Below are 21469 nucleotides of genomic sequence, written 5' to 3'. Positions count from 1 at the left end.
GGGGCAGGCACTCGGGCTGGCCCTGCGTCTTTTTGGCGGGCGCTGCGTCTTCTGTGCATGACCGCCCATCCCGAAGTTCAAATCTGTACGACCCTGGCGCGGGAACGCGCGCAACAGGGTGCTTTGTTCGTCGATCTGCGGCGGCCGGGGGAAGCGCAGGCGCTCGCGCTGGTCGCGCCGGAGGTGGTGAACCTGCCGATGGCGGAACTCGCTGCGCGTTACGGCGAGCTGCCGCGTGAGCGCGAACTGGTGCTCGTGTGTCGCGATGGGCGTGAGAGCGAGGCTGCGGCGGCTTTCCTGCGCGAGCGCGGCTACCCCCACGCGCGACCGATGCGTGGCGGCGTGTTGCTGTGGATGCAAAAAGGCTATCCTGTGCTCGGGCGCCGCCATGAACCCGCGGCCGAAGGCCCGCTTCCGCAGCCATCACCGGAAACTCACCATGAGTGATTCGACCCCGACCCGTATGCGTTTTCATGTGCAGGCGCGGCGCGTCGATGCCCACGGCAGCCTGGCCGTGTGCAAAGAGGCGCAGATTGCGCTCGACACTGACCTGGCGGGCAACCCGCAGGCGTTCAACCCCGCCGAGCTGCTGCTGGCGGCGTTGTCGGCCTGCATGATCAAGGGGATCGAGCGGGTGGTGCCGATCCTCAAGTTTCAGTTGCGCGGTGTCGAGGTGATCGTCGACGGCGTTCGGCAGGATGTGCCGCCGAAGATGGAGTCGATTCGGTACGAAATCGTGGTCGACACCGACGAGTCCGACCAGCGCTTGCGTTTGCTGCATGAAAACGTGCGCAAATACGGCACGGTCTTCAACACCGTCGCGCCCGGCACCGATCTGCAAGGCGTGCTGCGCCGTCGCTGATGGCCCCGCGCTCGGTGCCTTGCTGCTTCTTTCTTCGTCACAGATGTCCGATCCCCACGCTCATACCCACGCGCACAGCCACAGCCACGCGCCCGCCAACTTCGACCGGGCGTTTGCCATCGGCATCGCGCTCAACATCGCCTTCGTCGTCATCGAGGGGTTTTATGGCTGGAAGGTCGATTCGCTCGCGTTGCTGGCCGACGCCGGGCACAACCTCAGCGATGTCGCCGGTCTGCTGCTGGCCTGGGGCGGGGCGATGGCCGCTCGGTTGCGGCCCAATGCGCGGCACACCTGGGGCTGGAAGCGCGCCTCGGTGCTGGCGGCTTTTGCCAACGCCGTGCTCTTGCTCATGGCGATTGGCGGGCTCGCCTGGGAGGCGATCGGGCGCTTACGGCTGGGGGTAGGCCTGGTGCAGGAGCAGGGCGTGACCATCATGGCGGTGGCGGGCGTGGGCATCTTCATCAACACCGCCACCGCCTTGCTGTTCATGCGCGGCGGCGAGGCGGACCTCAACATCCGCGGCGCCTTCCTGCACATGGCGGCCGATGCCTTGGTGTCGCTCGGCGTCGTGATCGCCGGGGCGCTGACGCTGTGGATGGGCTGGGTGTGGCTCGATCCGGTGGTGAGTCTGGTGATTGCGGCGGTGATCGGCGTGGGCACCTGGGGGCTGTTTCGGCAGTCCTTGCACTTGCTGTTTGACGGCGTGCCCGACAGCCTCGACCCGCAAGCCGTGCGGGCGCTGCTCGCGGGCCTGCCGGGTGTGACGGAGGTGCGCGACCTGCACATCTGGGCGCCGGGCACGGGTCAGGTTGCGCTCACGGCGCACCTGGTCATGCCGGAGGGGGGCGACGATGCTTTTTTGCAGCATGCGGCCGAGGAACTGCACGAGCATTTCGACATCACCCACGTGACCTTGCAGATCACCCGCAGCCCGTTCGCGCAGGCCTGCGACCTGCCGTGACCCTAAATCCGGCAGTTGGGCGCGCCCGGGCGGGTCGTCATCGGGCGCGCGGGCAAGGCGCAAACCACAGCCATGGCGCGTGCCATGGCGAGGATTTGCAACGCCGCCCCCGCGCCCGAGGGCGACTCGAACGGGTGCGCAGCGCTCACCCAAACGGTGAACAGCCTGCGCACCGAGAATTGTTGAAACATCAACATCTTGCTTTTCGCGAGTAGCGGTCAACTGCCGGATTTAGGGTGACGGCTCTGCGCAGAATTTTGGTGTTTTCTGGCTGCTTGCCAGCGTGAAATGCGGTTCGGTTGCTATCGAATTTGAGTCTCGGTGGGTGGGCCTCAGCCCGCAGCCTCGAGCCCGTTTTCGAAGTGATGCCCCATCGCGGCGCGGGCGGCCTCTGGGTCGCGCGCACGCAGCGCCTCCATGATCGCGCGGTGCTCGGCGAGGGATTCTTCGATGCGCCCTTGCTTGAGCAGCGAGTGGTGACGGTTGAGCTTCATCACCTTGCGCAGATCAGCCACGACCTGGAGGCGCCAGCGGTTGTCGGCCAGTTCGAGCAGGGCCATGTGGAAGCGTTCGTTCACCGCAAAGAAGCGGTCGCGGTCGGCGACCGCGGCTTCAAGGTCGTCGTGCAGGGCCTGCAACTGCGCGAGGTCGGCGTCGCGCGCGCGGCGGGCAACCACGGCGGCAGCGTCGGACTCGAGCAGCGCGAGCAGGTGGTAGACATCGCGCAGGTCTTTCTCCGACACTTCGGTGACGTAGGCGCCGCGGCGCACCTTCATGGTCACCAGGCCCTCGGCGGCCAGCACCTTCAAGGCTTCGCGCAGCGGCGTGCGGCTGATGCCGAGTTCCTGCGCGAGCCGCAGCTCGTCGATCCAGGCGCCGGGCTGGAGTTCGCGGCGAAAGATGCGCTGGCGCAGCAATTCGGCGACTTCCTCGTAGAGCGCACGGGGAGCGAGCGTGATGGCGGACATGAATGGAGCCTGGGATGCGATGTCAGTGTTGCGCAATATTCTGCATCAATAATTATGAATGATGTAGACTTGCCGCCAAAATTCCTCTTGAGTGCCGCATGACCACGCCCAGACCTGAATTCAAGCCTGCCACCCTCGACGACTGGAAAAAGGCCGCCGCAAAATCCGCGCCCGGCGGGGACGTCGAGGCTTTGACCTGGGTCACGCCCGACGGCATACGGGTCAAGCCGCTCTATACGGCGGCCGATTTGCAGGGGCTGCCCTATACCGACACCTTGCCGGGCTTCGAGCCCTTCATCCGCGGGCCACAGGCGACGATGTATGCGGTGCGCCCCTGGACGATCCGCCAGTACGCGGGCTTCTCGACCGCCGAGGAGTCCAACGCCTTCTATCGCAAGGCGCTTGCCGCCGGGGCGCAGGGCGTCAGTGTGGCGTTCGATCTGGCTACGCACCGCGGTTACGACAGCGACCACCCGCGGGTGGTGGGCGACGTGGGCAAGGCCGGGGTGGCGATCGATTCCGTCGAGGACATGAAGATCCTCTTCGACGGCATTCCGCTCGACAAGGTCAGCGTCAGCATGACCATGAACGGCGCGGTGTTGCCGGTGCTGGCGGGCTATGTGGTGGCTGCCGAAGAGCAGGGCGTGGCGCAAGACCAGTTGGCCGGGACCATCCAGAACGACATCCTCAAGGAGTTCATGGTCCGCAACACCTACATCTATCCGCCCGAGCCGTCGATGCGCATCATCGGCGACATCATCGAGTACACGGCCCAGCACATGCCGAAGTTCAACTCGATCAGCATTTCGGGCTACCACATGCAGGAGGCCGGGGCGAACCAGGCGCTGGAGCTGGCCTTCACGCTTGCCGACGGCAAGGAGTATGTGAAGACGGCGCTGGCCAAAGGGCTGGATGTGGATGCGTTTGCCGGCCGTCTTTCGTTCTTCTGGGCGATCGGGATGAATTTCTATCTCGAGATCGCCAAGATGCGCGCCGCGCGCTTGCTCTGGTGCCGCATCATGAAGGGCTTTGGCGCGAAGAATCCCAAGAGCCTGATGCTGCGCACGCACTGCCAGACCAGCGGCTGGAGCCTGACCGAGCAGGATCCGTACAACAACATCGTGCGCACCACGATCGAAGCGATGGCCGCCGTGTTTGGTGGCACGCAAAGCCTGCACACCAACAGCTTCGACGAGGCGATTGCGCTGCCCACCGAGTTCAGCGCCCGCATCGCGCGCAACACGCAGCTCATCATCCAGGAAGAGACGCACATCACCAACGTCATCGACCCCTGGGCGGGCAGCTACTTGATGGAGAAGCTCACCCAGGACATGGCGGACGCAGCCTGGGCCATCATCGAGGAGGTCGATGCCATGGGCGGCATGACCCGCGCGGTCGACTCCGGCTGGGCCAAGCTCAAGATCGAGGCGGCCGCGGCCGAAAAGCAGGCGCGCATCGACTCGGGCAAAGACGTGATCGTGGGCGTGAACAAATACCGCCTCGAAAAGGAAGACCCGGTCGAAATCCTCGAGGTCGACAACGTCAAGGTGCGCGATCAACAAATCGCGCGCCTGGCCCAAATCAAGGCGAGCCGCGACCACGCTGCCGTGCAGGCTGCGCTCGACCGGCTGACCGAGTGCGCGCGCACCGGCCAGGGCAATCTGCTCGACCTCAGCATCCGGGCAATCCGACTGCGCGCCACGGTGGGCGAGGTCAGCGACGCGCTGGAGAAAGTTTTCGGGCGCCACCGCGCCGACACACAGAAGGTGACCGGGGTGTACGCCGCTGCTTACGATTCCGCTGAGGGCTGGGAACAACTGCAAAAGGAAATCGCGCAGTTCGCCGAGGAACACGGCCGTCGGCCGCGCGTGATGATCGCCAAGCTCGGGCAGGACGGGCACGACCGGGGCGCCAAGGTGGTGGCCACGGCTTTTGCCGACCTGGGTTTCGACGTCGACATCGGCCCGCTGTTCCAGACGCCCGAGGAGTGCGCGCGCCAAGCGATCGAGAACGACGTGCACGCGATCGGGATCTCCACGCTCGCCGCGGGGCACAAGACGCTGGTGCCCGCGATCATCGAGGCCCTCAAACAACAAGGCGCGGAAGACATCATCGTCTTCGTCGGCGGCGTGATTCCGCGGCAGGACTATGAGTTTCTGTATGAGGCCGGGGTGAAGGGCATTTATGGCCCCGGCACCCCAATTCCAGCCAGCGCGAAAGACGTGCTCGAGCAGATCAAAAAGGCGCAGGCTTGAACATCGAGCGCATCGAGGCCGATCTTCTGCACGGCGCGCCCATGGCGCAACGCCGGGCGCTGGCCAAGGCCATCACCCTGATCGAATCGACACGGCCCGAGCATCGCGCCGAGGCCGATGCGCTGTTGACCGCCTTGCTGCCGCACACGGGCGGCGCGTTTCGGCTCGGGCTCAGCGGTGTGCCCGGGGTGGGCAAAAGCACCTTCATCGAGGCGCTGGGGCTGTACCTGATCGAACAAGGGCATCGCGTCGCCGTGCTCGCGGTGGACCCGTCGTCGAGCGTCTCAGGGGGCTCCATTTTGGGCGACAAGACGCGTATGGAGCGGCTCTCGGTGCACGAGCGCGCGTTCATCCGGCCGAGCCCTTCGGGCGGCACGCTCGGCGGCGTGGCCGAGAAAACCCGCGAGACGATGCTGCTGTGCGAGGCCGCCGGCTACGACGTGGTGATCGTCGAAACCGTGGGCGTGGGGCAGAGCGAGACGGCGGTGGCCGGCATGACCGACGTCTTCGTCCTGATGCAACTGCCCAATGCCGGTGACGATCTGCAGGCGATCAAGAAGGGTGTGATGGAAGTCGCCGATTTGATCGTCATCAACAAGGCCGACCTCGACCCCGATGCGGCGACCCGCGCCGAGGCGCAGATCACCAGCGCGCTGCGGCTGTTCACGCAGCACGGCCGCGCGAGCGAATGGCGGGCCCGTGTGCTGCGGCTGAGCGCGCTCAAAGGGCAGGGCATTCCTGAGTTCTGGGCCGCGGTGGCGGCCTATCGCGCCGCGCGCGACATCGCCGCGCGCCGGCGCGAGCAGGCGCTGGCCTGGATGTGGGAGCGCATCGACAGCGGTCTGCGCGAGGCCTTCCGCACCCATCCCCGGGTGCGCGAACTGCTGCCCCGACTCAGCGCCGAGGTCAGCGCCGGCACGCTGCCGGCGTCGACTGCGGCAAGAAAACTGCTCGAAGCCAGCGCCAGCCGGTGCTAGGCTGCTCTTGATTTCATACCGAACGAGGAGACCTCTCCATGCACGACATCCTGGAACAACTCGAGAAGAAGCGCGCGGCCGCCCGCGAGGGCGGTGGGAAGAAGCGCATCGACGCACAGCACGCCAAGGGCAAGCTGACCGCCCGTGAGCGCATCGAGGTGCTGCTGGACGAGGGCAGCTTCGAAGAGTGGGACATGTTCGTCGAACACCGCTGCACCGACTTTGGCATGGCCGACAACAAGATCCCCGGCGATGGCGTGGTCACCGGCTACGGCATGATCAATGGCCGCCTGGTGTTCGTCTTCAGCCAGGACTTCACGGTGTTTGGCGGCGCGTTGTCCGAGGCGCATGCCGAGAAGATCTGCAAGATCATGGACCAGGCGATGAAGGTCGGCGCGCCGGTCATCGGCCTCAACGACTCGGGCGGCGCGCGCATCCAGGAGGGTGTGGCTTCGCTGGGCGGCTATGCCGAAGTATTCCAGCGCAACGTCATGGCCAGCGGCGTGATTCCGCAAATCAGCATGATCATGGGGCCGTGCGCAGGCGGCGCGGTGTATTCGCCGGCCATGACGGACTTCATCTTCATGGTCAAGGATTCGAGCTACATGTTCGTGACCGGCCCCGAGGTGGTGAAGACCGTGACGCATGAGGAGGTGACCGCCGAGGAGTTGGGCGGCGCGATGACCCACACCACCAAGAGCGGCGTGGCCGACGGTGCGTTCGACAACGACGTCGAAGCCTTGCTGATGCTGCGCCGGCTGTTCAACTACCTGCCGCTCAACAACCGCGAGAAGCCGCCGCTGCGCCCGAGCGGCGACCCCGTGGATCGGGCCGAGCTCAGCCTCGACACCCTGGTGCCCGACAACCCCAACAAGCCCTATGACATGAAGGAGTTGATCTTGAAGACCGTCGACGACGGCGACTTCTTCGAGATTCAGCCCGAAAACGCCAAGAACATCATCGTCGGCTTCGCGCGCATGGACGGGCAGACGGTGGGCATCGTGGCCAACCAGCCGCTGGTGCTGGCGGGATGCCTGGACATCAAGAGCAGCATCAAGGCCGCGCGCTTCGTTCGCTTCTGCGACGCCTTCAACATCCCGGTCGTCACCTTCGTCGACGTGCCCGGCTTCATGCCCGGCACTTCGCAAGAGTACGGCGGCATCATCAAGCACGGTGCCAAGCTGCTCTACGCGTATGCCGAATGCACCGTGCCGAAAATTACGGTCATCACCCGCAAAGCCTATGGCGGCGCGTACGACGTCATGGCTTCCAAGCACCTGCGTGGCGACGTGAACCTGGCGTGGCCGAATGCCGAGATTGCCGTGATGGGTGCCAAGGGTGCGGTGGAGATCATCTTCCGCGAGGACAAGAAGGACCCGGCCAAGCTCGCCGAGCGTGAAGCCGAATACAAACGCCGCTTCGCCAACCCCTTCGTCGCCGCCGAGCGCGGCTACATCGACGACGTCATCCTGCCGCACGAAACCCGCAAGCGCATCTGCCGCAGCCTGGTGATGCTCAAAGACAAGAAGCTCGAAAACCCGTGGCGCAAGCACGGGAACATTCCGCTGTGAGACCCGAGGAGTCGAACCCCATGTTCCAAAAGATTCTGATTGCCAACCGCGGCGAGATCGCCTGCCGGGTCATCACCACGGCGAAGAAGATGGGCATCCAGACGGTCGCCGTGTATTCCGAGGCCGACCGCGATGCGCGGCATGTGCTGCTGGCCGACGAGGCGGTGTGCATCGGGCCGGCGCCCAGCCGCGAGAGCTATCTGGTGGCCGACAAAATCCTCGCCGCCGCAAAGCAGACCGGCGCGCAGGCCATCCATCCAGGCTATGGCTTCCTGTCGGAAAACGAAGACTTTGCCCGCCGCGTCGAAGAAGAGGGCCTGGTGTTCATCGGCCCGAAGCACTACTCGATCGCGGCCATGGGGGACAAGATCGCCTCCAAGAAGCTCGCCACCGAAGCCGGTGTGAACACCATCCCCGGTTGGAACAACGCGATCGAATCGCCCGAGCGGGCAGTCGAAATCGCCCGCAGCATCGGTTACCCCGTGATGATCAAGGCGAGCGCGGGTGGTGGCGGCAAAGGCCTGCGCGTGGCCTTCAACGACAAGGAAGCGCTTGAGGGTTTCACCTCCTGCCGCAACGAGGCGCGCAACAGCTTCGGTGACGACCGGGTTTTCATCGAGAAATACGTGCTCGAACCCCGGCACATCGAAATCCAGGTGCTCGGCGACGCGCACGGCAACCTGGTCTACCTCCATGAGCGCGAGTGCTCGATCCAGCGCCGGCACCAAAAAGTCATCGAGGAGGCGCCCAGCCCCTTCATCAGCGACGCCACCCGCCGCGCCATGGGCGAGCAGGCCGTGGCCTTGGCCAAGGCGGTCAACTACCAGAGCGCGGGCACCGTGGAGTTCGTGGTCGGCAAAGACCAGGATTTCTATTTCCTCGAGATGAACACCCGGCTTCAGGTCGAGCACCCGGTGACGGAGTGCATCACGGGCCTGGACCTGGTGGAGCTGATGATCCGCGTTGCCGCCGGCGAAAAGCTGCCGATCACGCAGGCCGACGTCCGGCGCGAGGGCTGGGCCATCGAGTGCCGCATCAACGCCGAAGATCCGTTCCGAAACTTCCTGCCGTCGACCGGGCGCCTCGTGCGTTTCAAACCACCGAAGGAATCGATGTGGCAGGCCGACACCACCCATCGCTATGGCGTGCGCGTCGACACCGGCGTGTTCGAGGGCGGCGAGATCCCGATGTATTACGACTCGATGATCGCCAAGCTCATCGTCCACGGCACCGACCGCGCCGACGCGATCGCGCGCATGCGCGAGGCGCTCAACGGCTTCGTGATCCGCGGCGTACAGAGCAACATCCCGTTCCAGGCGGCGCTGCTGGCGCATCCGAAGTTCGTCTCCGGCGCGTTCAACACCGGCTTCATCGCCGAGCACTATCCGCACGGTTTCACCGCGCATGACGTTGCGCACGAGGATCCGTCCTTCTTGCTTGCGCTCGCGGCCTATGTGCGGCGCAAATCGCGCTCGCGGGCCGCGGGCATCACCGGGCGGCTGCCGGGCTATGCCGCGCCGGAGCAGCGGGACATGGTCGTCGTGACGCTGTCCGAGGATGGTCAGCATGTGCACACGCCGGTCGAAATCGACGATTTCGATGGCATTTCCGGCCGGGCCCGGGTCAAACTGGGCACCCAGTGCTATGAAATCGAAAGCACCTCTAGGCTCAACGACATCGTATTCACCGGCACCGTCAACGGCCAGCCGTTCACGGCTCAGGTCGAGCGCGGGGACGCCCAACACCCGCTGGCCTACCGCATTGGGCACAACGGGCGACGCATCGACACGCTGGTGCTGAGCCCGCGGGTGGCCGAGCTGTTCCGCCTGATGCCCTTCAAGGCGCCGCCGGACATGAGCCGCTTCGTGCTCTCCCCGATGCCGGGCTTGCTGGTCGAGGTGTCGGTCGCGCCGGGGCAGAAGGTGCAGGCGGGCGAGCGCATCGCCGTGATCGAAGCCATGAAGATGGAGAACGTTCTGTTCGCCAGTGCCGATGGGGTCGTGGCCAAGGTGCTCGCCTCGAAGGGCGAATCGCTCGCCGTCGATCAACCGATCGTGGAGTTCGCCGCATGAACGCCGCAGCAGTACCCCCGCAGGCGCCCGAGCGACCGTTCAAAGTCCTCGGCATCCAGCAAATCGCCATCGGCGCGCCCGACAAAGAGCGGCTGCGGCGCCTCTGGGTGGACCTGCTCGGACTCGAGCTGACCGGCCACTTTGCGAGCGAACGGGAAAATGTCGACGAAGACATTTGCGCGATCGGCAGCGGCCCCTACAAGGTCGAGGTGGATCTGATGCAGCCGCTGGACCCCGAAAAGAAGCCGGCGGTTCACACGACGCCGCTCAACCACGTGGGCCTGTGGATCGACGATTTGCCCGCCGCCGTGGCCTGGCTCAGTAGCCAGGGCGTGCGGTTTGCGCCGGGCGGCATCCGCCCTGGGGCGGCGGGTTTCGACATTTGCTTTTTGCACCCCAAGGGTAATGAGGAATTCCCCATCAGTGGGGAAGGGGTGTTGATCGAGCTGGTTCAGGCTCCACCCGAGGTGGTGCGCGCGTTTGCCGCGCTGGCTCAGGCGCCCGTCTGAGAGGCTGAGAGGGAATTGGTCATGCCCGCTTTGACACCCAAAAACACGCCAGAGGGCGTTGCAAATGCGCGCCGTAGCCCGAGCTACGGCTGTGCTTTGCGCCTACTCGGGCTCGTTTTGGGGCGCCCCTTCGGGCACGCCCAATCCCCTCTCAGCCTCTGACCCACCCGATTCGTCACGGGCTCAGGCGTTCTTCACGCCTTCGAGTTTGGCCCGCGCGCGGGCCAGTGCCGCTTCGACCACCGCGCGCTTTTTCTCGAGCACCGCAGGGTCGGTCAGCCGGGAATGCCCCGGCAAATCGGCAAGCTTGGCTTCGGCTTCGGCGACATGCCGCTCGACGCGTGCGCGCTCCTCGTGCGCCAGCCGCTCGCGGTGGGCCGCATAGCGGCGACGCGAGCGCTCGGCCTGTTCAGATGACCACGCAGCCCAGCCCGTCGCCGCGCCACTGATGTTTTCGAGGCGGATGCAGTCGACCGGGCAGACGGGGATGCACAGCTCGCAGCCGGTGCACTCGGCTTCGAGCACGGTGTGCATCCGTTTGTGCGTACCGACGATCGCATCGACCGGGCAGGCTTTGATGCACAGCGTGCAACCGATGCACCAGTCCTCGTCGATCCAGGCGACGCTGCGCGCCTGCTCCACCCCGCAGTCCGGGTCGAGCGGCGCGGGCTCGCGCCCACACAAGGCCGCCAGCCGAGCGATGCCTTCAGCGCCCCCGGGCGGGCAGCGGTTGATCGCCGCACCCTCGCGCGCCATGGCGTCGGCGTAGTGGGCGCAGTCGGGATAGCCGCAGCGCTGACACTGCGTTTGCGGCAGCGCGTCGTCGATTTCGCGGGCCAGCCGTTCAAGCGCGCTCATCGAGCCGATTCCTTCAAGGGGTCAGGGACTGGGCCAAGCTCAGCCTCTCAGGCCGCAGAAGTCCGCCGGCCTTTGCGCACGGGCGGGGCGGCTTCGGCGCTCACTTCGGCGGGCGCGGATACGGCTGCTTCGACCGGGGCGACCTCAGTCGCCGCCGGCGGGTTCACGAACGTGCGTTGATGCTCGGCGATGAAATCCCGCACGTGCGGGTAGACCCGCTCGCGCCAGCGGCGGCCGCTGAAGATGCCGTAGTGGCCCGCCCCTTCGACGACGAGGTGGTGCTGTTCCTTGCGGACGATGCCCGTGCAGAGGTCGTGCGCCGCCTCCGTTTGGCCGGAGCCGGAAATATCGTCGAGTTCACCCTCGATCGTCAGCAGCGCCGTGTCCTTGATGTCTTGCGGCCGCACGCGCTCGAGCGTGCCGTCGGGCGCGCGGACGTCCCAGGTTCCGTGGACGAGCTTGAACTCCTGAAACACCGTGCGGATGGTTTCGAGGTAATAGTTCGCATCCATGTCGAGCACGGCGTTGTACTCGTCATAGAACTTGCGATGCGCCTCGGCGCTGGCATCGTCGCCTTTGATGAGGTTGCGGAAATAGTCGTAGTAGCTGGTCGCATGCCGATCCGGGTTCATCGCGACGAAGCCCGTGTACTGCAAGAAACCGGGGTAGACGCGTCGGCCCGCGCCGGGAAAATTCGGCGGCACGCGGTAAATGACGTTGTTTTCGAACCAGCTGAAGCTGCGCTTCATCGCCAGATTGTTCACCGCCGTGGGCGAGCGGCGCGCATCGATCGGGCCGCCCATCATGGTCATCGTCAGCGGCGTGCGTTCACCGCGCGAGGCCATCAGCGACACGGCGGCGAGCACCGGCACCGTCGGCTGGCAGACGCTCACCACATGGCAGTTGCCATATTGGGCCTGGAGATGGCGGATGAATTCCTGCACATAGTGGACATAGTCGTCGAGGTGGAACTCCCCCTCCGACAGCGGCACCATGCGGGCGTTTTTCCAGTCGGTGATGTAGACCTTGTGGTCCTGGAGCAGGGTGCGCACGGTGTCGCGCAGCAGCGTGGCGTAGTGCCCAGACAAGGGCGCAACGATCAGAACCGGCGGCTGGCCCTTGAGTTTTTCCAGTGTCTTGGGGTCGTCGCTGAAGCGCTTGAAACGACGCAGCTCGCAAAACGGCTTGTCGATCTCCACGCGCTCATGGATCGCGACCTCCACGCCATCGACGGGCACCGTATGGATGCCGAACTGCGGCTTTTCATAGTCCTTTCCCAGGCGGTGCAGCAAGGCATAGCCCGCAGCGATGCGTTGCGCCATGGGCATCTGGCCAAAGGGCGACAGCGGGTTGGAAAACAGCTTGGCGTTCGCCTGTGCAAGGTCGGCAAAGGGCTCGATGAAAGCCCGTTGGGTTTCGTAGATCTGGTAGAGCATCGTGGCCTGCGAAAAGAATTGTTGCAGTGCAATATAACCGATATGGCCAGACGCTGCATCGGGATCATCCCGCGCGCAACGCCCTCAGAACGATCCATTTTTGATCACAAGAACTGAGAGGCTGAGAGGGAATTGATCATGCCCGCTTTGACGTCTCAAAACACGCCCGAGGGCGTTGCAAATGCGCGCCGTAGCCCGAGCTACGGCTGTGCTTTGCGCCTACTCGGACGCGTTTTGGGGCGCCCCTTCGGGCACGCCCAATTCCCTCTCAGCCTCTGACCAGTTCACGCTGGGATCCCGCGAAAAAAGCAGAAAACCGCCCGCAGGCGGCTTTCATGCGTGTCACGGCCGGTGCAGGCCGGCATCCGGAGCGCGTCAGACCACCGCGGCGATGGCCTTGCACACGTAGTCGATGTTCTTGCTGTTGAGCGCCGCCACGCACATGCGGCCGGTATCGGTGCCGTAAACCCCAAACTCGTTGCGCAGCCGCACCATCTGCTCTTTGGTGAGGCCGCTGTAGCTGAACATGCCGATTTGCCGCGTGATGAAGCTCATGTCTTGCTGCACGCCGGCAGCCTTCAGCCCGTCCACGAGCCGTTGCCGCATCGACTTGATGCGCACGCGCATCTCGCCCAATTCCCGCTCCCAGAGCGCGCGGAGCTCAGGGTTGCCCAGCACGCCGGCCACGATCGACCCGCCATGCGTCGGCGGGTTGGAGTAGTTGGTGCGAATGACGATCTTGAGCTGGCTGAGCACGCGGTCGGCCTCGTCCTTGCTGCGGCTGACCACCGAGAGCGCGCCCACACGCTCGCCGTAGAGGCTGAAACTCTTGGAGAACGAGGTGGAGACGAAAAACTCCATGCCCGTGGCGACGAACTTTTGAATCACCGCGCCGTCCTCGGCCAAACCAAAGCCAAAGCCCTGGTATGCCATGTCGAGGAAGGGAATCAGCCCACGGGACTGCACCACCTCGATGACCTGATCCCACTGGCCGGCGTCGAGGTCATAACCCGTGGGGTTGTGGCAGCAGGCGTGCAGCACGACGATGCTGCCGGGCGTGGCGGCGCGCAGGCTCTCGAGCATGCCCGCGAAATTCAGGCCACGGCGCTCGGCGTCGTAATACGCGTAGGTGCCCACGTCGAAGCCCGCGGCCGAGAAGAGCGCGCGGTGGTTTTCCCAGCTCGGATCGGAAATCAGCACCTGGGCCGTGGGGTTGAGCTTCTTGAGGAAGTCGGCGCCGATCTTCAGTCCACCGGTGCCGCCGAGCGCCTGCACCGTCACGACGCGCCCCGACTGCACGGGCTCGCTGTCGGCACCGAACACCAGCGCCTTGACGCCCTGGTTGTAGGCCACGATGCCATCGATCGGCAGGTAGCCACGCGGCTTGGGCGCAGCCATCAGGGTTTGTTCGGCCTGGCGCACGCACTCGAGCAGCGGCAACTTGCCGTTGTCGTCGAAATAGACGCCCACGCCGAGGTTGACCTTGTTCGGGTTCGGATCAGCGTTGAACTGTTCGTTGAGCCCCAGAATGGGATCGCGGGGGGCCATTTCGACGGCGGAAAACAAGGACATGGTGTAGAGCCTGGCGTGGGTTGAGGGACGGAATTGGCACCGCGGGGCACCGGGACAACCCGCGATTTTACCGACCTCCGGTCGGCATTCGCGGGATACTCTCGAGCCATGATCGAAACGCAATCGCCTCCCACCGAGCGTCCTGGCCGCTTCGTGCGCTTTCCGGGCTCGCCCTTCGAGTTGTACCAGCCGTATCCGCCGGCGGGCGACCAGCCCGAGGCGATCGAGCGGCTCGTCGAAGGGGTGCGTGACGGCGAAGTGTTTCAAACCTTGCTCGGCGTGACGGGCTCGGGCAAGACCTACACCATGGCCAACGTGATCGCGCGCCTGGGGCGCCCGGCCATCGTGTTCGCGCCGAACAAAACCCTGGCGGCGCAGCTCTATTCGGAGTTTCGCGAGTTCTTCCCGAAAAACGCGGTGGAGTACTTCGTCAGCTATTACGACTACTACCAGCCCGAAGCCTATGTGCCGCAGCGCGATCTGTTCATCGAAAAGGACAGCGCCATCAACGAGCACATCGAGCAGATGCGGCTGTCGTGCACCAAGAGCGTGATGGAGCGGCGCGATGTGGTCATCGTCGCCACCGTCAGCGCCATTTATGGCATTGGTAACCCGGAGAGCTACCACCGCATGGTGATGACGCTGCGCACCGGCGACCGCATGGGGCAGCGCGACATCATTGCGCAGCTCATCCGCATGCAATACCAGCGCAACGACCAAGACTTTACTCGTGGCAAGTTCCGGGTACGCGGCGACACCATCGACGTCTTTCCTGCGGAGCACTCGGAGCTGGCGATCCGCATCGAACTCTTCGACGACGAGGTCGAAAGCCTGCAGCTGTTCGACCCGCTGACCGGCCGCGTCAAACAGCGGATTCCGCGCTTCACGGTCTACCCGAGCAGCCACTACGTCACCCCGCGTGACCAGGTGCTCGCGGCGGTCGAGAGCATCAAGCTCGAGCTCGACCAACGACTGAAGGAGTTGGTGGGCATGGGCAAGCTCGTCGAAGCGCAACGGCTCGAGCAGCGCACCCGCTTCGACCTCGAAATGCTCAGCGAAGTCGGTCACTGCAAAGGGATCGAAAACTACAGCCGGCACCTCTCGGGCGCCGCGCCGGGCGAGCCCCCCAGCACCTTGACCGACTACCTGCCGAGCGACGCCGTGATGTTCCTCGACGAGAGCCATGTGCTCATCGGCCAACTCGGTGGCATGTACAACGGCGACCGCGCGCGCAAGACCACGCTGGTCGAATACGGCTTTCGGCTCCCCTCGGCGCTCGACAACCGGCCCCTGAAGTTCGAGGAGTTCGAGCGCCGCATGCGGCAGTGCATCTTCGTCTCGGCCACGCCGGCCGAGTACGAGCGCACCCACTCGGGACAGGTGGTGGAGCAGCTGGTGCGCCCGACCGGGCTCGTCGACCCCGAAGTCGAGGTGCGCCCGGCCACCCACCAGGTCGACGATGTGTTGCAGGAAATCCGCCTGCGCGTGGAGCGGCGCGAGCGGGTGCTGATCACCGTGCTCACCAAGCGCATGGCCGAGCAGCTGACCGACTACCTGAACGAAAACGGCGTCAAAGTGCGCTACCTGCATTCCGACGTGGACACGGTCGAGCGGGTCGAAATCATCCGTGACCTGCGGCTCGGCAGCTTCGACGTGCTCGTCGGCATCAACCTCTTGCGCGAGGGGCTCGACATCCCCGAGGTGAGCCTGGTCGCGATCCTCGACGCCGACAAAGAGGGCTTCCTGCGCTCCGAGCGCAGCCTGATTCAAACCATCGGCCGTGCCGCACGCAATGTGCATGGCCGGGCGATCCTGTACGCAGACCGGGTGACCGACTCCATGCGGCGTGCCATCGAGGAAACCGAGCGCCGACGGCGCAAGCAAGTCGCACACAACCTGGAACACGGCATCACGCCGCGGGGCATCATCAAAGAGGTGCGTGACCTCATCGACGGTGTCTACAGTGAAAAAGCCGGCCGCGAGCTCGAGCGGCTCGAACAGGACCAGCGCGCGAGGGGAGAGATCGAGGCGCTCAGCGAGAAAGAAGTCGCGCGTGAGATCAAGCGTCTCGAAAAGCAGATGCTCGCCTTTGCGAAAGACCTGGAATTCGAGAAAGCGGCGGCTGTGCGCGACCAGCTCCAACGCCTCAAAGAGCGGACCTTCGGTGCCGTCGTGCCCGATACCGCCAGCATGGCACCCGAGGATGCGGCACCATGAACGCAATGGTTCACCGAGTTACCGAGAAGTTTATAAAGCAGAGTGATTTTGTCGGATATCTGTTATACTTGACGCCGTCACTCGGGAATGACTGGGGCATCCTCCATTCCAGGTCCCGCGTGGCGTGCTCAAGGAGTCAGCCATGCGCCTCACCACCAAAGGACGGTTTGCCGTTACTGCCATGATCGATCTGGCCTTGCGCCAGGCCGCGGGGCCGGTTACTTTGGCCGCCATCAGCCAGCGGCAGCAAATTTCGCTTTCCTATCTGGAGCAGCTTTTCGGGAAGCTGCGCCGCAACGGGTTGGTCGAGTCGACGCGTGGGCCGGGCGGTGGCTACACGCTGGGCCGCCCCGCCGAAGAGATCACGGTGGCCGACATCATTCTGTCGGTCGACGAGCCGATCGACGCTACCCATTGTGGCGGCAAAGAAAACTGCCAAGGCGAGGCCGGTCGTTGCATGACGCACGACCTCTGGTCAGCCCTCAATGATCGCATGCTGGAGTTTCTCCAGTCCGTGACCCTCCAGAGCTTGGTCGACCAGCAAAAAGCGCAAGGTGTTTCGCTCGACAATCACCGCGCGCCGAAGCGGGCCATTGCCCCGATGCCTTCCAGCGTCAAGCCCGTACGGGTCAACGCCCCGAATTCGGTGTTCGCGCTGGGTGCCGCTCTGGCCAAGGGCTGAACGTTCGAACCCACCGACCCGATACTTCTTTTTTCGAAAGGCTGAGCCCATGTCCCACGCCCTGTCCCGTCCTGATTCGATGCCCATTTACCTCGACTACGGTGCCACCACGCCGGTGGATCCGCGGGTGGTCGAAGCCATGGTGCCCTGGCTGCACACCCACTTCGGCAACCCGGCCTCGCGCAGCCATGCCTGGGGCTGGGAAGCGGAGGAAGCGGTCGAAAAAGCCCGTGCACAGGTCGCAGCCCTGATCGGCGCCGATCCGCGCGAGATCGTCTGGACCAGCGGCGCCACCGAGTCGAACAACCTGGCCCTCAAAGGTGCGGCGCACTTTTATCAAGGCAAGGGCAAGCACCTCATCACCGTCAAGACCGAGCACAAGGCCGTACTCGACACCATGCGTGAACTCGAGCGCCAAGGCTTCGAAGTGACCTATCTGCCGGTGCAGGAATACGGTTTGCTCGACCTCGATCGATTCAAAGACGCGATCCGCCCCGACACCATTCTGGCCAGTGTCATGCTGGTCAACAATGAGATCGGCGTGATCCAGGACATCCCGGAAATCGGCCGCATCTGCCGCGAGAAGGGTGTGCTGCTGCATGTCGACGCGGCCCAGGCCACCGGCAAGGTCGACATCGATCTCTCGACGCTGCCTGTGGATTTGATGAGCCTCGCCTCGCACAAAACCTATGGCCCTAAGGGCATCGGCGCGCTCTACGTGCGGCGCAAGCCCCGGGTCCGCCTCGAGGCGCAGATGCACGGCGGCGGTCATGAGCGCGGCCTGCGTTCGGGCACCTTGCCCACGCACCAGTGTGTGGGCATGGGCGAAGCGTTCCGGATCGCGAAGCTCGAAATGGCTGAGGACAATGCCCGGGTTCGCGCGCTGCATGAGCGCATGCTTGCCGGACTGAAGGATGTCGAGCAGGTATTTCTCAATGGGCATCCAACCCGGCGCGTGCCGCACAACCTCAACCTGAGCTTCAACTTCGTCGAGGGCGAGTCGCTCATCATGGGGGTCAAGGGTTTGGCCGTCTCGAGCGGGTCGGCCTGCACCTCGGCCTCGCTCGAACCCAGCTATGTGCTGCGCGCGCTCGGCCGCAGCGATGAGCTCGCGCACAGCAGCCTGCGGATCACGATGGGTCGCTGGACCACCGAGCAAGAAGTCGATTACGCCGTCCAGACCATCCGCGAAAACGTGGCGCGTCTGCGCGAACTCAGTCCCCTTTGGGAGATGTACCAAGAAGGGGTCGATCTATCCACCATTCAATGGGCCGCCCATTGATCGCCCATTGACCGCTTGATTCAGGAGGAATTCATCATGGCTTATTCCCAAAAGGTCGTCGACCATTACGAGAACCCGCGCAACGTCGGTTCTTTCGACAAGAACGATGAAAGCGTCGGCACCGGCATGGTGGGTGCCCCCGCCTGCGGTGACGTGATGAAGCTGCAGATCAAGGTCAACCCCGAGACCGGCGTGATCGAAGACGCGCGCTTCAAAACCTATGGCTGTGGTTCGGCCATCGCCTCGAGCTCGCTCGTGACCGAATGGGTCAAGGGCAAGACGCTCGACGAAGCGGCTCAGCTCAAAAACAGCCAGATTGCCGAAGAACTGGCCTTGCCTCCGGTGAAAATCCACTGCTCGATCCTGGCCGAAGATGCGATCAAGGCCGCGGTCGAGGATTACAAGAAAAAACACGCCAGCTAAAGGGGGCCCGATGGCCATCACGTTGACCGAAGCCGCTGCGGCGCACATCAAGAAATACCTCCGTCGTCGCGGCAAAGGAGTTGGGGTTCGTCTCGGTGTCAAGACCACCGGGTGCTCCGGCCTGGCCTACAAGCTCGAGTACGTCGACGAAATCGCGCCGGAGGACTTGGTGTTCGAGCAACACGGCGTCAAGGTCATCATCGATCCCAAGAGCTTGGCCTACATCGATGGCACCGAGCTCGACTTCGTGCGCGAGGGCCTCAACGAAGGCTTCCGGTTCAACAACCCGAACGAGCGTGACCGCTGCGGGTGTGGCGAGAGCTTCAGGGTTTGACGCAGGTGCAGGCGACGGAAACCACGCTCCAGTCGGACGACTTCGCGCTGTTCGGACTGCCGCGGCGCTTCGCCCAGGACCCGGCGGAAATCGATGCCCGGTGGAAGGCTTTGCAGCGGCAGGCCCATCCGGACCGCTTTGCGAGTCAGGGCGAGGCCGCGCAACGACTCGCGATGCAGTGGGCGGTTCGCATCAACGAGGCGCGGCAGCGCTTGCTCGATCCGGTGCGGCGGGCGGCCTATCTGTGTAGCCTCGACGGCTTTCCGGTTCGAGCCGAAGACAACACGGCGATGCCGCCGGCCTTCCTGATGCAGCAAATGGCCTGGCGCGAAGCGCTCGAGGATGCGCAGGATGCGCAGGCCTTGGAAGCCTTGCGTGCGGAGATCGAAGCGGCGCGCGCGCGAACGCTCGCCGCGGTTGAGCAGGCACTCGACACCCATCACGACCCCAAGGCTGCGGCCGAGGCGGTTCGACAACTCATGTTCATCGACCGGATACGGCAGGCGCTGCTGCAAAAGCAGCATGAGCTGGCGGAGGCCCGCGAGCGGCGCCGCTGACGCGCCAGCAGGACCATCCAAACGGCTCTGCGCGACCGTAGCCGCGGCGACTCCATCATTCATTCATGGCACTCCTCCAAATTTCCGAACCCGGGCAAACACCCGATCCCCACGCCCGCCGCATCGCAGTGGGCATCGACCTGGGGACGACGCACTCCCTCGTCGCGGCCGTCCGCCACGGCACGCCCGAGTGCCTGCCCGACGCCCAAGGACGGGTTTTGCTCCCGTCCGTGGTGCGTTATCTGCCCGACGGGCGACGCGTGGTGGGCGACGAAGCGCTGGCCGCGGCGGCGACCGACCCGCAGAACACCATCGTTTCGGTCAAGCGTTTCATGGGAAGGCGGCTGGCCGACATTGCCGAACGGGAGCGTTTGCCCTACCGCTTCGTCGACCGCCCCGAAATGGTCGCCATCGAGACGGTCCAAGGCGTGAAAACGCCGGTCGAGGTGAGCGCGGAGATCCTCGCGACGCTGCGGCAGCGTGCCGAGGACAGCTTCGACTCGGAGTTGTACGGCGCCGTCATCACCGTACCCGCTTATTTCGACGATGCCCAACGGCAGGCGACGAAGGATGCGGCGCTGCTTGCGGGCTTGAAGGTGCTGCGGCTCATCAATGAGCCGACGGCAGCAGCCGTGGCCTATGGGCTGGACAACGCGAGTGAGGGCATCTACGCGGTCTTTGACCTCGGAGGCGGAACCTTCGATGTCTCGATCCTGCGCATGAGCTCAGGCGTTTTCGAGGTGCTCGCCACCGGTGGTGATTCGGCGCTCGGCGGCGACGACTACGACCGCGCCTTGGCCGCCTGGCTGCTGGAGCGTGCGCCCGAACTGGGCAGCGCAGACCCCGAAAGCCAGGCGCACCTGCGGCTGGCGGCTCGCCGGGTCAAAGAGCGTTTGAGTTCGGCCGATACGGTCGGTTTGCGCGAAGTCTGGCCCGAGGCTGGGCGCGACCTGAGCGTGACACGCGCCGAGTTCGAGGCGGCAACCCAGCCGCTCACCGAGCGCTGCATGGCCGTGGTGCGCCGCACCTTGCGTGATGCGCAGCTCGCGCCAGCCGACATTCAGGGCGTGGTGATGGTGGGTGGCTCGACCCGCATGCCGCAAGTTCAGCGGGGGGTGGCCGATTTCTTCGGGCGGGAGCCGCTCAACAACCTCAACCCGGACGAGGTGGTGGCGCTCGGCGCGGCGATTCAGGCCAACCAGCTCGCCGGCAACGACCCGAGTGGCGATTTGTTGTTGCTCGATGTCATTCCGCTTTCGCTCGGCATCGAGACCATGGGGGGCTTGGTCGAGCGCATCATTCCGCGCAACACACCCATCCCCACGGCCATGGCGCAGGACTTCACCACGTACAAGGATGGTCAGACCGCGCTGGCGCTGCATGTGGTGCAAGGCGAGCGCGACCTGGTTGCCGACTGCCGTAGCCTTGCGCGCTTCGAGCTGCGCGGCATTCCCCCAATGGCAGCGGGTGCGGCGCGGATTCGCGTGACCTTCACCGTCGATGCCGACGGCTTGCTGCATGTGCATGCCCAAGAGCTGACGAGCGGTGTCGAGGCCGCGATCGATGTCAAACCGTCTTATGGCCTGTCCGACGAACAGATCGCCCGGATGCTGCAGGAAAGCTTTTCGACCGCGCAGGCCGATATGAAGGCGCGCGCGCTCGTCGAGGCACGGGTCGACGCCGACCGTCTGCTGCTGGCCACGCGCAGCGCCATCGAGCAAGACGGCGCGCTGTTGTTGCCGGGCGAGCGTGAGCGCATCGAGGAGCGCATGGAGGCGCTGCAAAGGACCGTCGAGGCGGCCAACGATGCGCCATCGATCGAGGCCGCGAGCCAGGCGCTGGCGACCGAGACGGAGGCTTTCGCCGCCCGGCGCATGAACGCCGGGATCCAGAAGGCGCTGGCTGGCCAGCGTCTCGACACGCTTTGAAAGGG

The 21469-nt window shown here is 64.8% G+C and carries 20 protein-coding genes; 15 read left to right on the top strand and 5 right to left on the bottom strand.

Features of this window, described 5'->3' with window-relative positions; translation table 11 throughout:
- The 3 genes from JHC36_RS02405 to JHC36_RS02395 all read left to right on the top strand — a co-directional run.
- On the top strand, positions 1 to 447 hold a 447-nt coding region (locus JHC36_RS02405), incomplete at its 5' end, for a rhodanese-like domain-containing protein (protein WP_287915383.1).
- Entirely contained in the window at positions 440 to 862 is a 423-nt protein-coding gene (locus tag JHC36_RS02400) for an OsmC family protein (RefSeq protein ID WP_124221696.1), read from the top strand. The genes JHC36_RS02405 and JHC36_RS02400, both read left to right, overlap by 8 nt.
- A gap of 43 nt (positions 863 to 905) precedes the next feature.
- A complete protein-coding gene (locus tag JHC36_RS02395; protein ID WP_287915379.1) occupies positions 906 to 1823 on the top strand; it encodes a cation diffusion facilitator family transporter in 918 nt (305 codons plus the stop codon).
- Positions 1824 to 1825: 2 nt separating this feature from the next.
- On the opposite strand, the gene JHC36_RS02390 is transcribed toward JHC36_RS02395, so the two are convergent.
- Both JHC36_RS02390 and JHC36_RS02385 read right to left on the bottom strand, forming a co-directional pair.
- Positions 1826 to 2014, bottom strand: a complete 189-nt coding sequence (locus JHC36_RS02390; RefSeq protein ID WP_287915376.1) for a hypothetical protein — start codon at positions 2012 to 2014, stop codon at positions 1826 to 1828.
- Positions 2015 to 2155: 141 nt separating this feature from the next.
- Positions 2156 to 2791 (bottom strand): GntR family transcriptional regulator, encoded by a 636-nt coding sequence (locus tag JHC36_RS02385; RefSeq protein WP_287915373.1) that lies wholly within the window; start codon positions 2789 to 2791, stop codon positions 2156 to 2158.
- A 98-nt stretch (positions 2792 to 2889) separates the two neighbouring features.
- Here JHC36_RS02385 and scpA point away from each other — a divergent pair, with 98 nt between their 5' ends.
- Genes scpA through JHC36_RS02360 form a run of 5 tightly spaced genes read left to right on the top strand, consistent with a single transcriptional unit; the run spans position 2890 to position 10175 of the window.
- The gene (scpA, locus tag JHC36_RS02380; protein WP_287915370.1) at positions 2890 to 5046 is read left to right on the top strand and encodes a methylmalonyl-CoA mutase; all 2157 of its coding nucleotides are present in this window, start codon (positions 2890 to 2892) and stop codon (positions 5044 to 5046) included.
- Positions 5043 to 6023 carry a methylmalonyl Co-A mutase-associated GTPase MeaB gene (gene meaB / locus JHC36_RS02375; protein WP_287915369.1) on the top strand — a complete coding sequence of 327 codons (981 nt, stop codon included), beginning with the start codon at positions 5043 to 5045 and terminating at the stop codon, positions 6021 to 6023. The genes scpA and meaB overlap by 4 nt, the downstream gene beginning before the upstream one ends.
- A 38-nt stretch (positions 6024 to 6061) precedes the next feature.
- Positions 6062 to 7594, top strand: a complete 1533-nt coding sequence (locus tag JHC36_RS02370) for an acyl-CoA carboxylase subunit beta (protein ID WP_287915366.1) — start codon at positions 6062 to 6064, stop codon at positions 7592 to 7594.
- 20 nt (positions 7595 to 7614) lie between these two features.
- The gene (gene accC, locus JHC36_RS02365; RefSeq protein ID WP_287915364.1) at positions 7615 to 9666 is read left to right on the top strand and encodes an acetyl-CoA carboxylase biotin carboxylase subunit; all 2052 of its coding nucleotides are present in this window, start codon (positions 7615 to 7617) and stop codon (positions 9664 to 9666) included.
- Positions 9663 to 10175: a VOC family protein gene (locus JHC36_RS02360; RefSeq protein WP_287915362.1), complete on the top strand. Its 513-nt coding sequence runs from the start codon at positions 9663 to 9665 to the stop codon at positions 10173 to 10175. The genes accC and JHC36_RS02360 overlap by 4 nt, the downstream gene beginning before the upstream one ends.
- Before the next feature lie 183 nt (positions 10176 to 10358).
- On the opposite strand, the gene JHC36_RS02355 is transcribed toward JHC36_RS02360, so the two are convergent.
- The 3 genes from JHC36_RS02355 to JHC36_RS02345 form a co-directional block, all read right to left on the bottom strand.
- Positions 10359 to 11033 (bottom strand): RnfABCDGE type electron transport complex subunit B, encoded by a 675-nt coding sequence (locus JHC36_RS02355; protein WP_287915360.1) that lies wholly within the window; start codon positions 11031 to 11033, stop codon positions 10359 to 10361.
- Between the two features lie 47 nt (positions 11034 to 11080).
- Positions 11081 to 12469: a polyhydroxyalkanoate depolymerase gene (locus tag JHC36_RS02350; protein ID WP_287915358.1), complete on the bottom strand. Its 1389-nt coding sequence runs from the start codon at positions 12467 to 12469 to the stop codon at positions 11081 to 11083.
- A gap of 375 nt (positions 12470 to 12844) precedes the next feature.
- Entirely contained in the window at positions 12845 to 14041 is a 1197-nt protein-coding gene (locus tag JHC36_RS02345; RefSeq protein ID WP_287915356.1) for an amino acid aminotransferase, read from the bottom strand.
- Positions 14042 to 14149: 108 nt separating this feature from the next.
- Here JHC36_RS02345 and uvrB point away from each other — a divergent pair, with 108 nt between their 5' ends.
- The 7 genes from uvrB to hscA all read left to right on the top strand — a co-directional run bounded on the left by uvrB (position 14150) and on the right by hscA (position 21464).
- On the top strand, positions 14150 to 16258 hold the full coding sequence (gene uvrB / locus JHC36_RS02340) for an excinuclease ABC subunit UvrB (protein WP_287915354.1): 2109 nt from the start codon (positions 14150 to 14152) through the stop codon (positions 16256 to 16258).
- Positions 16259 to 16400: 142 nt separating this feature from the next.
- Complete coding sequence (gene iscR, locus JHC36_RS02335; protein ID WP_287915351.1) at positions 16401 to 16940, top strand: Fe-S cluster assembly transcriptional regulator IscR; 540 nt, start codon at positions 16401 to 16403, stop codon at positions 16938 to 16940.
- Positions 16941 to 16989: 49 nt separating this feature from the next.
- Positions 16990 to 18222, top strand: coding sequence for an IscS subfamily cysteine desulfurase (locus JHC36_RS02330; protein WP_287915349.1), 1233 nt, complete (start codon positions 16990 to 16992; stop codon positions 18220 to 18222).
- Between the two features lie 36 nt (positions 18223 to 18258).
- Positions 18259 to 18645 (top strand): Fe-S cluster assembly scaffold IscU, encoded by a 387-nt coding sequence (gene iscU / locus JHC36_RS02325; RefSeq protein ID WP_124221723.1) that lies wholly within the window; start codon positions 18259 to 18261, stop codon positions 18643 to 18645.
- A 10-nt stretch (positions 18646 to 18655) separates the two neighbouring features.
- Positions 18656 to 18979, top strand: coding sequence for an iron-sulfur cluster assembly protein IscA (iscA, locus tag JHC36_RS02320; protein WP_287915344.1), 324 nt, complete (start codon positions 18656 to 18658; stop codon positions 18977 to 18979).
- Positions 18976 to 19536 (top strand): Fe-S protein assembly co-chaperone HscB, encoded by a 561-nt coding sequence (gene hscB / locus JHC36_RS02315; protein WP_287915342.1) that lies wholly within the window; start codon positions 18976 to 18978, stop codon positions 19534 to 19536. The genes iscA and hscB overlap by 4 nt, the downstream gene beginning before the upstream one ends.
- 65 nt (positions 19537 to 19601) lie before the next feature.
- Positions 19602 to 21464 carry a Fe-S protein assembly chaperone HscA gene (gene hscA, locus JHC36_RS02310; RefSeq protein ID WP_287915340.1) on the top strand — a complete coding sequence of 621 codons (1863 nt, stop codon included), beginning with the start codon at positions 19602 to 19604 and terminating at the stop codon, positions 21462 to 21464.
- Positions 21465 to 21469: the final 5 nt, after the last annotated feature.

Origin of the sequence: Tibeticola sp., assembly GCF_022759015.1 — a bacterium.
GTDB lineage: Bacteria > Pseudomonadota > Gammaproteobacteria > Burkholderiales > Burkholderiaceae_C > Tibeticola > Tibeticola sediminis.
The sequence above is the reverse complement of the archived record's forward strand: the minus strand, read 5'-3'. Positions and strand labels throughout refer to the sequence as shown.